The following is a 13,418-nucleotide window of genomic DNA, read 5'->3' as shown; positions in this document are numbered from 1 at the left end:
GTACAGTTATCGATTAGCCTATTTGTGCAGGTAAGTATTACCGGAACAGGGCGCTGATCGACTCTTCATTGCTGACCCGTCGAATCGACTCGGCCAGCAGGTTAGACAGCGTGAGCTGTCGAATTCGTGCACATTGACTCGCGGCTTCGGACAGCGGAATGGTGTCAGTCACCACCAGCTCGTCCAGCTCAGAAGCGTTGATGTTGTCAACGGCGGGCCCGGATAATACAGGATGTGTACAGTAAGCGACAACTTTTGCTGCGCCATTGGCCTTCAGCGCGCCGGCGGCCTTGCACAGTGTGCCGGCGGTATCCACCATGTCGTCCACCAGAATACAGGTTTTACCTTCCACTTCGCCGATGATGTGCATGACCTGCGCAACGCCTGCTTTGGGGCGGCGTTTGTCGATAATAGCCAGGTCGGCGTCGTTGAGTTGTTTGGCTACCGCGCGGGCCCGGACTACGCCGCCGATGTCGGGGGACACTACCATTTGGTTGTCGTACTGCTGGCGGCTGATGTCGTCCAGCAAAATTGGCGAGCCGTAGACATTGTCTACCGGTACATCAAAGAAGCCCTGAATCTGCTCGGCGTGGAGGTCTACGGTCAGTACCCGGTCGATCCCGACGCCGCTCATAATGTCGGCCACAACCTTGGCAGAAATCGGCACCCGCTGGGAGCGCACCCGGCGATCCTGACGTGCGTAGCCAAAATAGGGGACAACGGCGGTGATGCGGCCGGCTGAGGCCCGGCGCATGGCGTCAGCCATGACCACCAATTCCATGATGTTGTCGTTGGTGGGGGCGCAGGTCGGCTGGATGATAAACACATCCGCACCGCGGACGTTATCGTTGATCTCGACAAACACCTCGCCGTCACTGAATTGGCTGACCGTGGCGTCGCCCAGCGGTAGGTTCAGATTCTTGGCCACCTTAGTGGACAATTCGGGGTTGGCATTGCCGGTGAAGACCATCATGTTGTGCATGGTCGGGGTCCTGTCGGGCTGTGAATGCGGGGTATCGATGACTTGTGGCCTATTTTTAGGCCTTGGGCCTGTTAAAGGTGGCAGCGCCACTGGGCTTGGCTGCCGACTTCGGGACCCGTTTGCGCGGCCGTTTCTGGCCTCGCGAAAAATGGCTGGGGTGAGAGGATTCGAACCTCTGAATGCTGGGATCAAAACCCAGTGCCTTGCCGCTTGGCGACACCCCAGTGGTAACTTTTCAAATCTGTTCAGGCGATGCCCAGTGCTGTGTGAGCAGGAGAAAGGTCAACTCCTCTGGCCACAAAACCCTCTGTCCCCTCGGGGCGTTGGGCTAAGACAGCGCGGGCCGCGTCTTCGTTGTCGAAGCTGGCGAACACACATGATCCGGTGCCAGTCAGCATCGCGGGTGAGAATTTGTCGAGCCAAATCAAGGCCTTATCGACTTCGGGATAGAGCTTGCGAACCAATGGTTGGCAGCTATTTCCCGTACCCCCCTCAAGAAAGGCCGCTATTTTGATGGGTGCGTCCTGACGTGTCAATTGTTGATGGGAAAAAATTTCCCCAGTGGAGACAAAGCAATTGGGGCGCAGTACCAGATACCACTTAGAGGGTATAGAAAGTGGAGTGAGTTTCTCACCGGTGCCCTCGGCCCAGGCGGTGGCGCCATGCACAAAGACCGGCACATCGGCCCCCAGTTGTTGGCCTATGGAAGCCAGGGTGTCCAGCGACAAATTGAGCTGCCACAACTGGTTGAGGGCGAGCAGGGTGCTGGCGGCGTCTGAACTACCGCCGCCAATACCGCCACCTATCGGCAGGCGTTTTTCCAAATACAGGTCGGCGCCCCCCTGGTAGCCGGCGAACCGACGCAGAGCTATGGCAGCGCGGAGTACTAGATTGTCCTTGTTGTCGACATCAGCCAGATCGGGGCTCAGGGTCAGTTGACTATCCTGGCGTTGGCGCACCGTGAGCGTGTCGCCGTAATCCAAGAGTTGGAAAACCGTCTGTAATTGATGGTAGCCATTGGGCAGACGACCCAATATATGAAGGAAGAGATTAATCTTCGCCGGGCAGGGCACCACCAAGGTGTCGGCGCTTGTCGAAAAATCAGTCATGATGGCAGTTGGCTTCTGAGCTCCACTCCCAGACGATGATTTTTATCCGCTTTGAGTCGCGCCGGGCTTCCAGGCGGGTTGGCAGGCCTGAGTTCTCGGCGTAGTCGCTGTACTGGATGCGCCAACCGCTCTGTTGCAGCAACTCCAGTTTGCCCTCGGGGGACAATTGGCTTTGTTGAGGAAAGCCGGGATTGGCGCGCCCCCGCAACCAGTAACGCAGAGAGTCCACCGGAATGGGCCAACCACTGCGTGCCGCCAGTGTTTCAGCGTCGGGGGCGCGCTGCTCTTCGCCGCCTTGCTCCAGCGTCGCGCCGTCGGGTCCGTAGCGTATATCGATGCCGCCAATGCCGGCCGGCCCCCGCAGGGCTATGGCAAAGTAGCGGGAACCACACTGATTCCAGTCGAGGGTGCCGCTTTCGCGCTGGTCCTTGTACCACACACCGATTTTGCCCTGCATGCGCCAGTAGTCTTTGCCGGTGCTGGGGGGAATGGTGGCGCAGGCGCTGACCAGGAGCGCTGCAAGAATGGCGGCAAGGGTGGATCTAGTCATTCATCAACTTCAATCGGCGCAGGGTGTCGTAGATGATCGGGCTGTTGGGGGTGTGTTCCAGGCCCTGCTTCCACACGGATTTGGCGCGCTGTTGATCGCCCGCTTGCCACAGTGCCTCTCCCAGGTGGGCGGCAATTTCGTGATCCTGGGTCTGAGCAAAGGCCTTTTCCAGCCACGTCACCGCCTCTTCGACTTGCCCTTTGAGCAGCAGTATCCAGCCGTAGCTGTCGATAATAGCCGGGTCATCCGGTTCCTGTTGCAGTGCGCGTTTTACCAACTGCTCGGCTTCGTCCAGCCGGGATGTGAGGTTGGCCAGGGTATAGCCCAGTGCGTTGAGGGCTGCGGCATTGTTGGGATCGCGTTTGAGAATGTGGCGAAGATCGTTCTCTACAACCTCGATATTGCCCAGCTTTTCCGCAAACAGCGAACGGGCGTATCGCAGTCCTTCATCGTCGGGGTGCTCTGCCAGGGCATCGCTTAAAAGGTCAAAGCCGCGCTGTGGCTGGGCAGATGTGCGCAGTAACTCAGCCTCCAGCAGGTACAGCGTGACGGCATGTTGGGGCAGGTCCTCGCGCAGTGCGGCCAGCCGCGCCAAAGCGCGATCAGTGCTTTCCTCCGCGGCGCTCAGGGCTGCCAGACGGCGGACGGCGCGATCGAACTCTTCGCCATAACTGGCGGCTTGGTAGTGCTCAAGCGCTGTCTGCCAGTCGCGATCCTCCTCGGCGAGTCGGCCCAGTACAAAGTGGGCGCGACTGCTTTGATCTTCGCTGGCAATCAGCTGGCGCAACTGTTCTTCCGCCTCGTCAAAACGGTCCAGCTCCCGGTTGACCAGCATCAGTTCCAATAGTACGTCGGTGTCGCCGGGAAACTGCCGGCTGAGCACCTCGTACTGGGCTTTGGCTTGGTAGAGATCGGTCTTGACCAGAGATCGGGCCAGGTCGTGACGCAGCCGTTTGTTACTGGGGTTTTGGTCCACCGCATGCTTCATGCGGTCGATCGCTTCGCCATCCCGCCCCAACTGTTTTAGGGTGCGGGTTTCGATCAACAATGCGTGGGCATTATCCGGATCCTCGTCCAGCACTTGGCGGACCAGTTTCAGGGCTTTTTCTTCTTGTTGTTGATATTGAAAGATCAGCGCCCGTGCGATGCGCACCGAGTTGTCGTGGGGGTAGCGCTTAGCGATGCCGTCGAGCTGCAGGCGAAAGTCCTCGAGCTGCTGCTCGGGGCGTGACAATGCGGCCGCTGCCAGTGCGGCAAAATTGGCATCGCCGCCCAGTTCTAGCACCCGAGTCATATGGGGCAGAGCGGCCAGAGGTTTTTGCTGCCGGGACAGGGCGGTGGCCAGCACAAAGTGGATTTCGGGGTTGTCCGGTTCCCGTTGTAGCCACTGCCGAGCGTATTTCTCAGTGGTCTCATTGTCCCGCAGAAACTGAGCCAGGCGCGCCGTGGTGGCGATCACACCGGTATCGCCGGTGATGTCGGCCTGCTGCTGGTATTTAGCTAGCGCGGTTTGCAGGTCTTGATTCCGCATTGCCATCTCTGCGACCAGTAGGTCGCTGAAGGCATCGTCGGGAAAGGGGCGGCTGGGTACAGGTGCCGCCGCCTTGGCGGCAGAGTAGGAGGCGGGGGCGTCGGCAGAAGATTGAGGGGCGGAGTCGTTGAGCGCTGCACAGGCGCTCAGGACCAGGGAAGCCACGATTGGCAGAACAGCAAAAAAGCGCATTCGATACCGTCATTCAAGTCACTATCGGGCCATCTTAACATGACTTTTGAGCGGTGCCGGATAATGATTGGCGCCGCAGAAAATGCACTTTTTGCACGCAACTTGCTAGAATTCGCCCAGTTTTTACCGTTGGCCTCGTTTAGCAAAAGCAGCGAGCTGCTGGCCATGGTGAATTGGAATCCGGAATTTTCCTGGTTGGTCTTAAATACCGGCCGCCAGGCTGCGACCACAGTCAGGCGCTCTGCTGTTCAATGAACGTAATCGTATTTGGCATCAACCACAATTCCGCACCGCTGGAACTGCGAGAGCGCGTTGCCTTCGTGCCGGAGCAGATGCACGTGGCATTGCAGGATGCGGTGACCCGCGCCGGTGTGCCGGAAGTGGCGATATTGTCTACCTGCAATCGCACCGAGATCTATGGTGTGGGAGAGGACGACGCGTCGCAGATGGCCGAGGCTTTGCGAGAGTGGCTGGCAAGCTACCACCATGTAGATGAAGCCGAGCTGGAAAGCTGCAGCTACTGCTATCAGGGGCGGGAAGCGCTTAACCACATGATGCAGGTGGCCTCTGGCCTGGATTCCATGGTGTTGGGTGAGCCGCAGATCCTCGGCCAAATGAAGTCTGCCTTTTCCCAGGCGGTGGATGCCGGTACCGCCCAGCGCATGATGCACCGGGTTTTTTCCCAGGTGTTTGGGGTGGCCAAAAAAGTCCGCACCGACACCGCGATTGGCGAAAATCCGGTATCGGTGGCCTATGCCGCGGTCAATCTCACCCAGCATGTATTTAGCAAACTTAGCCAGTGCACCGCGCTGTTAATTGGCGCCGGTGAAACCATAGAGCTGGTGGCGCTACATCTCCGTGAAAAAGGCATCAAACGTATTGTTATCGCCAACCGGACCCTCGAGCGGGCCCGGCTGCTTGGCGAGCAGCTCCAGGCCGAAGCGGTGCTGCTGTCGGATATTCCCCAGTACCTGGTCGATGCCGATATCGTGGTTGCCTCCACGGCCAGCCAGCTACCGATTCTGGGCAAGGGGGCGGTGGAAAGCGCCCTTAAAAAGCGCAAGCATCGACCGGTGGTGATGGTGGATATTGCCGTCCCCCGGGATATTGAGCCCCAGGTCGCCGATCTGTCTGACGTCTACCTCTATTCGGTGGATGATCTGCGGGAAATTGTCGAGCAGAACAAACGGACCCGCCAGGATGAAGCCCGCAAGGCCGACCAGATTATTCTCGATGCGGTGGTGGACTGGGAAGCACAGCTGCGATCGCTGGACGCGGTGGATACTGTTAAAGAGTACCGCGCCATGGCTGAGCAGCTCCGCGACGCTGAGCTAGAACGGGCGCTGCGGCAATTGTCCCGGGGCGATTCCGCCGAAAAGGTGTTGGAGCAGCTGGCCAAGGGGCTGACCAATAAATTGCTGCATAGCCCCACCACACAAATAAAAGAAGCGGGAGCCAAGGGTCGCAGCGATTTGGTCAACTGGGCTCGGGAGCTGTTTCAACTCAAGGACGACGACCGCTGAAGGGGTGTATACTCTGCGCCCTCTACTGCCACACCCCGTTGCAATAACACCTTAGAACACGACTACCCTAGGATACTATGAAGGCCTCCCTGCTCAGCAAACTGGACAACCTGCTCGACCGCTACGAAGAAATCGGCGCGCTTCTCAGTGATCCCGACATCATTGCCGATCAGGATCGCTTTCGGAATCTGTCCAAGGAATACGCCGAAATCGAGCCGGTGGTGGAGAGCTACGGTCGTTACCGCCAGGTACAGGAAGACCTTGAGGAAGCCCGGGCCATGCTGTCGGAAGACGATGCCGATATGCGCGCCATGGCAGAGGAGGAGGTCGCCGACGGCGAGCAGAAGATAGAAGAGCTGGAGGCCGAACTTCAGGTCTTGTTGTTGCCCCGGGACCCCAACGACTCCCACAACGTGTTTCTGGAGATCCGCGCCGGCACCGGTGGCGACGAAGCGGCGATCTTCGCCGGTGACCTGTTCCGCATGTACAGCCGCTATGCCGAAAACAAGGGCTGGAAGGTGGAAATCCTCAGTGAGCGCCCCGGTGAGCACGGTGGCTATAAAGAAGTGATTAGCCGGGTGGCTGGCAACGAGGTCTACGGTCATCTCAAGTTTGAGTCCGGTGCCCACCGGGTGCAACGGGTGCCGGAAACCGAATCCCAGGGCCGCATTCACACCTCAGCCTGTACTGTGGCGGTCATGCCCGAGCCCGACGAGCAGGATGAGGTGGAGATCAACAAGGCGGATCTGCGCATCGATACCTTCCGTGCCAGTGGTGCCGGTGGTCAGCACGTTAACAAAACCGACTCGGCGATCCGTATTACCCACTTGCCCACAGGGGTAGTGGTGGAGTGCCAGGATGAGCGCTCCCAACACAAAAACCGCGCCCGGGCCATGTCGCTGCTGGCGGCCAAGCTCAATGACGCGCAGGTCAGCCAGCAACAGCAGGCCCAGGCCGATCAGCGCCGCAACCTGGTGGGCAGTGGTGACCGCTCTGAACGTATTCGCACCTATAACTTCCCTCAGGGGCGGGTGACTGATCACCGTATTAACCTGACGCTCTATAAGCTGGATGAGTTTGTGCAGGGCGACGTCGACCAGGTGGTTGGCCCCCTGCGTCAGGAATACCAGGCAGACCTGCTGGCGGCATTGGCGGATTGATGTGCTCACCATCGCCGAGGCTCTGCGCAGCCACACCGCGCTGACGGAAAGCGACTCAGCCCAGCTGGATACCGCGCTATTGCTCTGTCATTGCCTGCAACAGCCCCGCAGTTATCTTTACACCTGGCCGGAGAAAACACTGTCCGAAACCCAGGGTGAGCAATTTCGGGCGCTAATGGAGCGGCGTCAACGGGGCGAGCCGGTTGCCTACTTGCTGGGTTACCGGGAGTTCTGGTCGCTATCTTTGCAGGTTTCTGCCGATACACTGATTCCCCGTCCCGACACCGAGTGCGTGGTAGAGCAAGCTCTGTTGCTAGTGGATGCTGAACCCGCTCATCGGGTGCTGGACTTGGGCACCGGTACCGGGGCCATTGCCCTGGCCCTGGCCAGTGAACGTCCCCATTGGCGAGTGACAGGCAGCGATGTAAAGCCGGCGGCGGTGGCGCTGGCCCAGGCCAATGCTCAGCAACTGGCCATTGCCAACGTCGCGTTTCTGCAAGCCAACTGGTTTGATGGACTGACGGCCCAGCGCTTTGCGCTGATCGTCAGTAACCCCCCTTACATTGCCGCTGACGACCCTCACCTCGGCCAGGGCGATCTGCGTTTTGAACCCAGCTCGGCCTTAGTCGCCCAGCAAAACGGCCTGGCCGATCTGCAGCACATTATCGATACCGCGCCCGACTATTTACTTCCCGGCGGCTGGCTGCTGCTGGAACACGGTTTTGAACAGGGCTCGGCGGTGCGTGAGTTGCTGACGCAGCGGGGTTACCTTGCGGTGGCCAGCGGCGACGATTACGGTGGCAATCAACGAATGAGCTGGGGCCAATGGCCCGCAGAGTCGGAGCAGCCGCGCAATGGATGATCAACAATTACTGCGTTACAGCCGTCATATTTTGCTGCCTGAGATCGACGTCGGCGGCCAGCAGGCCTTGCTGGCCGGCAAGGTATTGGTTGTTGGGCTCGGGGGCTTGGGTTGCCCAGTGGCAATGTACCTGGCTGCAGCGGGGGTGGGTGAACTCCATCTGGCCGACGATGACCTGGTCGACCTCAGCAACCTGCAACGGCAAATTGCCCACGGCGACAGTGATATTGGCCGCCCCAAGGTGGACTCCGCCGCCGACACTGCCCGCCAACTCAACCCGGATATTCGCCTGCGTCGTTACCCGCGGCGGCTGGAAGGGGACTCGCTGGGCAGCGCTGTGGCGGCGGTAGATGTGGTGGTGGATGCCAGCGATAACTTTGCTACCCGCTTTGCCCTCAACGAGGCCTGCTACCGCGCCGGGGTGCCGCTGGTGTCCGGCGCTGCAATTCGCGGGGAGGGGCAGCTATCGGTTTATGACTTCCGGCGCGAGGATAGCCCCTGCTATCGCTGCCTCTACCACGATGGCGACGATGCCGCGCTGAATTGCTCCGAGAGTGGCGTGCTATCGCCACTGGTGGGGATGGTGGGCAGCCTTCAGGCTACCGAGGCGCTAAAGTGCCTGACCGGGGCTGGCGACTTACTGTGTGGCCGGCTGCTGATTATCGATGCCTTTGCCATGGAGTTTCGCACCCTGGGCCTGTCGCCCGATCCACAGTGTCCCGTTTGCAGCTGTCCGCGATAGTGGCATAGTGCACACACGCCTCGCTCAGGAGCAGGTGTGTGCACAGCACTGAAAACGACAACGCGGGGGTGGGGGATGACGCTGCTATTGCGGGCCTATTACGGTTTACACGACGGTCTTTTTGGTTTGCTCGATTACTTGAGTGGCTTGGCGCCGCTGCTGATACGACTCTACCTGGCGCCGATCATGATAGCCGCCGGGCTTTACAAACTGCGCCACCTGGAACAAACCACGTTGTGGTTTGAGCAGGGGCTGGGTTTGCCCTATGCCGATATCGCCGCACTACTGGCCACCTATACCGAACTGGTGGGCGGCTTCCTGCTGTTGTTTGGGTTTGCGGTACGCTGGGCGGCAATTCCACTGCTGGTGACCATGGCGGTGGCGGCCTGGACCGTACACTGGGACAACGGCTGGTTTGCGGTGGCCCCTTCTGACCCTGCCACCAGCACCGCCAAGCCGCTGGCGGATGTCGGCATCCCGGCAGCCCGGGACAGCTTGGAAAACAGCGTAGAGGTCGGGAAGCGACTGGAGCGGGCACGGCAACTTCTCCAAGAGCACGGCCACTATCCGTGGCTAACTGAGCGGGGGCAGTTTGTGGTACTCAACAACGGTATCGAGTTTGCAGCCACCTACTTTATTATGCTGCTCAGTTTGGTATTCACCGGCGGCGGCCGGTTTTTCAGTGTCGACTACTACCTCGATCGCCAGGCCCGGGATAAATTGACCCAGGAGAAATGGCGGCAGGCACAGGTCAACAATCCGTAATACCGCAGTGCGGGTGATGTGGCGCGTATTGGTGTTAGAATGGCGGATTATTGTTCAATCTGAGACGAAACCATTTTGCTAAGCAAGCTGTTTAATTCCAAAGAAGAGTCCCAAGACAACACTCAACAACGTGCCTCATCAGGCAAGTCGCCGGCGGAAACCCAGGCTGCCGGCCCCGCGTCCCAGAATAAGCGCGCCGACAATAACAGCGGTGCGTCTGCCAAAGACAATGAATCGAATCGCGGCAACGGTGGGGGCCGCAGTGGCCGCCAGCGCCGCACTAAAAACACCAAAAAGAACGGTACCGCAATGGATCAGCATGCCAACTGGAGTTTGGACCAGTTTCAAGTACCAGAGGAAGCCGGCAAAACCCGCTTTCACGATCTCGGCCTCGATGAGCGCCTAATGCACGGCATTGCCGACGCCGGTTTTCAATACTGCTCGCCCATTCAGGCGGCGTCCTTGCCCCACACCCTTCGCGGCAACGATGTTATCGGTAAAGCGCAAACCGGTACCGGTAAAACCGCCGCCTTCCTGGTCACCATTTTTAACGATCTGTTAAGCAATCCGGTTGAAGAGGAGCGCTTTGCCGGCGAGCCTCGAGCACTGGTTATTGCTCCCACCCGTGAGCTGGTCGTGCAGATAGGCGATGACGCCAAACAATTGGGCAAGTACTGTGGCCTCAATGTCTCGACCCTGATTGGCGGCATGGATTACCAAAAGCAGCTTGAGCGCCTCAACAGCGGTTTGGTGGATATCGTGGTGGCCACGCCGGGACGCCTGCTGGACTTTACCGGCCGCCGGGATCTCTATCTGGATCAGGTTGAGGTGCTGGTCATTGACGAAGCCGACCGCATGCTGGATATGGGCTTTATTCCCCAGGTGAAGCGCATCGTGCGGCAAACGCCCCGAAAAACCCACCGCCAGACTCTGCTGTTTAGTGCCACCTTCACGGAAGATATTATCCGCCTTACTGATCAGTGGACCTACGAGCCAGTGCGGATTGAAATCGAGCCCGAGCATGTGGCCACAGACTCGGTGGATCAGAAGGTGTACCTGATCGAGTCCCAGGATAAATTCCGCTGCTTGCTCAATATTGTCCGCCAGCCGGATGCTCAGAGCGTGATTATTTTTGCCAACCGCCGGGATGAAGTGCGGCGCCTCCACGAGCGCTTGCGCAAGGCCGGGGTGAGCTGCGGCATTTTGTCGGGGGAGATTCCCCAGAACAAACGCTCCCGTACCCTTCAGGATTTTAAAGACAGTCGCATCCAGTGCCTGGTGGCCACCGATGTAGCGGGGCGGGGGATTCACGTCGATGGCATCAGCCACGTCGTGAACTACACCCTGCCCGAAGACCCCGATGACTACGTTCACCGCATCGGCCGTACCGGGCGCGCCGGTGCCACCGGCACCTCCATCAGCTTCGCCTGCGAGGATGATGCCTTTTTGCTGCCGGCCATTGAAACCGAATTGGGCATGAAACTGCCCTGCGAACAGCCGCCCGCCGATTTGTTGTCATAGGCCCGTAGGACGGACAGCGATTTACCTGTCCGCCGTTCCCGCCACTGCTTGATGCGGCGTACATGAAAGGCGATGTACGCCCTACGCGTAGCCGAATTTGCTTTCCCGGCCCGACGGACGCCGCTTTTGTGTCCGCCATCCCCACCGTGGTGGTGGCGGACATAATCGGCGATGGCCGCCCTACGGCAACCACCCCGCCGCATAATTCATAATGTGAAAGATCATGTTCTGCTCGTGGTTGCCGCTGGCCAGGGCCGCTCCGGGGCCGCGGGCAAACAAGGCTACGTCCTCGCCACCGTGGGTTTCAGAATTCAGCGGTACCAAGGCTTCCTGATGAAAGCCCGGCGCTTGGGTATCCACCTCGGACAAGTCGTATCTACCAGCTTGAATCTCGCTGCTGCGACTGCCATCAGTACGATCGCTAGCGTCGAAGCCCGCGCCATTGGCATAGCCCAGAGTGGTGTAAGGTTGCCCGTCCGCCGCCAATGTCGGCTGCTCGCTGTTGGGGGCCACCACCTTGCCCAGTATGGGGTTGCCACGCTTGGGGTAGCCCGCCATGGTGAAGACATGACTGTGGTCCGCGGTCACCAGAATTAAGGTGTCTTTCTCGTCGGTCATGGCCAGCGCCCTGGCCACCGCGTCGCTGAGTGCCACCGTATCGCTGAGGGCGTTGTAGGCATTACCGGCGTGGTGGGCGTGGTCAATACGCCCCGCCTCAACCATCAGAAAGAAGCCCTCTGGTTTATTGCGTAGCAGGCTAATTGCCTTTTCAGTCATATCGGCCAGGGACGGCTCCCCGGCCAGGTCATTGGACCGGTCCGCTTCGTAGTGCATATGTGAAGGCTCAAATAAGCCCAATAATTTCTCCGTGCCGGGGTCTACTGTTGCCAAACCTTCCGCATCGATTACATAGCGACCCTTGGGGTAGCTCTGTTGCCACTGGGCGGTTAAGTCATAGCCGTCTGATCGTAAGCCTTCGACCTCGCCCTCTGGCGTGTCGACAGAGTTAAATGCGGGATGAGCTGGCAGAAAATTGCGTCGTCCGCCCCCCATAATCACGTCGATCCCATCGCCGCTTGCGCCGGGGTAGCGGCTACGTAACCTTTCCTGAAAATTGACCAGCTGCATGGCAATGTCCTCGCAGCCGCTCTGTCGCGCTGCATCGCTCAGCGCGCTGTCATTCTCCCAATTGCGATCAACCGATTTGGCGTAGGTGGCGGCGGGGGTGGCATGGGTGATCCGTGCTGTGGTGACAATACCTGTGGCCTGGCCTGCCAGTTCCGCCAGCTCCAGAGCACTGATCACTTCCCTGCCTGACTGACTGGCGCAGTCGCCGCGCTCAACGTGTTCGTCCACAGCCAGCACCCCGGCGTCGGTTTTAACTCCGGAGACAATGGCGCTCATGGTGCCGGCGGAGTCCGGGGTTTGGGCGTTGACGTTGTAGGTCTTGATTAACCCGGTATAGGGGAAGTCCTCAAAGCTCAGGCGGTTTTCCTCGCCGGAGTTTCCCAGCTGCTGCCCCTGGAAAATCCGCGCGGCGGTGAGGGTGGAAATCCCCATGCCGTCACCCACAAAAAGCACGATATTCCTGGCGCCGCCGCGCTTTTCGCGGTGTGCAGCGGGGTGCTGCTCAAGGCGTTTCTCTGCCTCTGTGTACCAGGGATTTTGTCGAGTGTGCTGCACGATGGGGGCCTGAAGGTAGCTAGGGGGCGGTTTCGAAGCCTTCGGTGATTTTTGACAGCCGCCAACGGCAAGACAGCACAGAAAGGTGATAAGCAGGTGGCGCCAGTAGAGCATGAGTGTTCCCTTTAGTCAGGACGAATGCAGCAAATAACAAACGCTGTAAATAACAACAGCCGGTATCGGTCTATCAAGCCTGTAACGTAGTGGTAGCTTACTGACTCCAGCTTCCTGACCCCAGCTTTCTGACTCCAGCTTACAGGGCCGTGGCAAATCTGCCACGGTGGCGGTAGCTCAAGTGCACTTCTATCCCTGCACCAAAAAAGAGCGCTTGGTGATCGATTGGTGCATTTTAAGGGCGATTACCTGTCCGGGTGGGTGAAGAAAGGGCAATTCTCGCCATTAGCGGGGATTGGCATAGAATCTGTATGAGTGCTATTGTCCGCACTCCTGGTGATTCAGGACGCACAATACAATTCGGTGATTCGAGTTTGGCTTTGGTAGCCTGGCCGAATCAAAAAATGGAAGGCTAGGGTTCCGGTCGCATAAGTTGCACGAGTAAAAGCAATACGAGTGCAAGCAACACGATGCGATGTCTGGTCCGAGAGCTTTCGACCTTCGCCCCTCTCAGAAACAGAGTGAGGTGGCAGCTTACATCAGCGAGCTAGCGCAAGTTAGCGGGCCAGTGAGGCCAACGTTCAGATGGAAGGTTACACGGCGGGACAAAAGCCCGGGAGACGATCGGTGATTTATCACCAGGAGTGCTCCATAAACCGCGTAACAAAACCGCTGGAGGTTCGC

At 58.9% G+C, this 13,418-nt stretch carries 12 protein-coding genes, 1 tRNA gene and 1 riboswitch; of the genes, 7 read left to right on the top strand and 6 right to left on the bottom strand.

The window, feature by feature from the left end:
* Positions 1–37: 37 nt before the first annotated feature.
* From I6N98_RS15060 to I6N98_RS15040, 5 genes are all read right to left on the bottom strand, one after another.
* Positions 38–982, bottom strand: coding sequence for a ribose-phosphate diphosphokinase (locus I6N98_RS15060; protein ID WP_198569151.1), 945 nt, complete (start codon positions 980–982; stop codon positions 38–40).
* Between the two features lie 149 nt (positions 983–1,131).
* Positions 1,132–1,206: transfer RNA gene (locus I6N98_RS15055), tRNA-Gln, on the bottom strand.
* Between the two features lie 21 nt (positions 1,207–1,227).
* Entirely contained in the window at positions 1,228–2,091 is an 864-nt protein-coding gene (gene ispE / locus I6N98_RS15050) for a 4-(cytidine 5'-diphospho)-2-C-methyl-D-erythritol kinase (RefSeq protein ID WP_198569150.1), read from the bottom strand.
* Positions 2,084–2,641, bottom strand: a complete 558-nt coding sequence (gene lolB, locus I6N98_RS15045) for a lipoprotein insertase outer membrane protein LolB (RefSeq protein ID WP_198569149.1) — start codon at positions 2,639–2,641, stop codon at positions 2,084–2,086. Before lolB ends, ispE begins: the two co-directional genes overlap by 8 nt.
* Positions 2,634–4,364, bottom strand: coding sequence for a tetratricopeptide repeat protein (locus I6N98_RS15040; RefSeq protein ID WP_198569148.1), 1,731 nt, complete (start codon positions 4,362–4,364; stop codon positions 2,634–2,636). The genes lolB and I6N98_RS15040 overlap by 8 nt, the downstream gene beginning before the upstream one ends.
* 63 nt (positions 4,365–4,427) lie before the next feature.
* Here I6N98_RS15040 and I6N98_RS15035 point away from each other — a divergent pair, with 63 nt between their 5' ends.
* From I6N98_RS15035 to rhlB, 7 genes are all read left to right on the top strand, one after another.
* Positions 4,428–4,619 carry a hypothetical protein gene (locus I6N98_RS15035; RefSeq protein ID WP_198569147.1) on the top strand — a complete coding sequence of 64 codons (192 nt, stop codon included), beginning with the start codon at positions 4,428–4,430 and terminating at the stop codon, positions 4,617–4,619.
* The gene (hemA, locus tag I6N98_RS15030) at positions 4,616–5,887 is read left to right on the top strand and encodes a glutamyl-tRNA reductase (protein ID WP_198569146.1); all 1,272 of its coding nucleotides are present in this window, start codon (positions 4,616–4,618) and stop codon (positions 5,885–5,887) included. Before I6N98_RS15035 ends, hemA begins: the two co-directional genes overlap by 4 nt.
* Positions 5,888–5,964: 77 nt before the next feature.
* Entirely contained in the window at positions 5,965–7,047 is a 1,083-nt protein-coding gene (gene prfA / locus I6N98_RS15025) for a peptide chain release factor 1 (protein WP_198569145.1), read from the top strand.
* A gap of 1 nt (position 7,048) precedes the next feature.
* Positions 7,049–7,909, top strand: a complete 861-nt coding sequence (prmC, locus tag I6N98_RS15020; protein ID WP_232787361.1) for a peptide chain release factor N(5)-glutamine methyltransferase — start codon at positions 7,049–7,051, stop codon at positions 7,907–7,909.
* On the top strand, positions 7,902–8,651 hold the full coding sequence (locus I6N98_RS15015; RefSeq protein ID WP_198569143.1) for a HesA/MoeB/ThiF family protein: 750 nt from the start codon (positions 7,902–7,904) through the stop codon (positions 8,649–8,651). Before prmC ends, I6N98_RS15015 begins: the two co-directional genes overlap by 8 nt.
* Before the next feature lie 75 nt (positions 8,652–8,726).
* The gene (locus I6N98_RS15010) at positions 8,727–9,416 is read left to right on the top strand and encodes an HvfX family Cu-binding RiPP maturation protein (protein ID WP_198569142.1); all 690 of its coding nucleotides are present in this window, start codon (positions 8,727–8,729) and stop codon (positions 9,414–9,416) included.
* A gap of 309 nt (positions 9,417–9,725) precedes the next feature.
* Positions 9,726–10,937 carry an ATP-dependent RNA helicase RhlB gene (gene rhlB, locus I6N98_RS15005; RefSeq protein WP_273475630.1) on the top strand — a complete coding sequence of 404 codons (1,212 nt, stop codon included), beginning with the start codon at positions 9,726–9,728 and terminating at the stop codon, positions 10,935–10,937.
* Positions 10,938–11,117: 180 nt separating this feature from the next.
* Here rhlB and I6N98_RS15000 read toward each other — a convergent pair whose 3' ends face one another.
* Positions 11,118–12,734 carry an alkaline phosphatase family protein gene (locus I6N98_RS15000; RefSeq protein ID WP_198569141.1) on the bottom strand — a complete coding sequence of 539 codons (1,617 nt, stop codon included), beginning with the start codon at positions 12,732–12,734 and terminating at the stop codon, positions 11,118–11,120.
* 401 nt (positions 12,735–13,135) lie between these two features.
* Positions 13,136–13,356, top strand: a riboswitch (guanidine-I (ykkC/yxkD leader).
* The last annotated feature ends 62 nt before the right edge of the window (positions 13,357–13,418 follow it).

Origin of the sequence: Spongiibacter nanhainus (assembly GCF_016132545.1) — a bacterium.
Lineage (GTDB): Bacteria > Pseudomonadota > Gammaproteobacteria > Pseudomonadales > Spongiibacteraceae > Spongiibacter > Spongiibacter nanhainus.
This window is presented reverse-complemented; position numbering and strand designations above follow the sequence as displayed.

Excerpts from the sequence above, each read along its gene's own strand:
- prfA (WP_198569145.1), top strand. The coding sequence starts at position 5,965 with ATGAAGGCCTCCCTGCTCAGCAAACTGGACAACCTGCTCGACCGCTAC.
- I6N98_RS15015 (WP_198569143.1), top strand. The coding sequence starts at position 7,902 with ATGGATGATCAACAATTACTGCGTTACAGCCGTCATATTTTGCTGCCT.
- I6N98_RS15010 (WP_198569142.1), top strand. The coding sequence starts at position 8,727 with ATGACGCTGCTATTGCGGGCCTATTACGGTTTACACGACGGTCTTTTT.
- hemA (WP_198569146.1), top strand. The coding sequence starts at position 4,616 with ATGAACGTAATCGTATTTGGCATCAACCACAATTCCGCACCGCTGGAA.
- lolB (WP_198569149.1), bottom strand. The coding sequence starts at position 2,641 with ATGACTAGATCCACCCTTGCCGCCATTCTTGCAGCGCTCCTGGTCAGC.
- I6N98_RS15000 (WP_198569141.1), bottom strand. The coding sequence starts at position 12,734 with ATGCTCTACTGGCGCCACCTGCTTATCACCTTTCTGTGCTGTCTTGCC.
- rhlB (WP_273475630.1), top strand. The coding sequence starts at position 9,726 with ATGGATCAGCATGCCAACTGGAGTTTGGACCAGTTTCAAGTACCAGAG.
- I6N98_RS15040 (WP_198569148.1), bottom strand. The coding sequence starts at position 4,364 with ATGCGCTTTTTTGCTGTTCTGCCAATCGTGGCTTCCCTGGTCCTGAGC.
- ispE (WP_198569150.1), bottom strand. The coding sequence starts at position 2,091 with ATGACTGATTTTTCGACAAGCGCCGACACCTTGGTGGTGCCCTGCCCG.
- I6N98_RS15035 (WP_198569147.1), top strand. The coding sequence starts at position 4,428 with ATGATTGGCGCCGCAGAAAATGCACTTTTTGCACGCAACTTGCTAGAA.
- I6N98_RS15060 (WP_198569151.1), bottom strand. The coding sequence starts at position 982 with ATGCACAACATGATGGTCTTCACCGGCAATGCCAACCCCGAATTGTCC.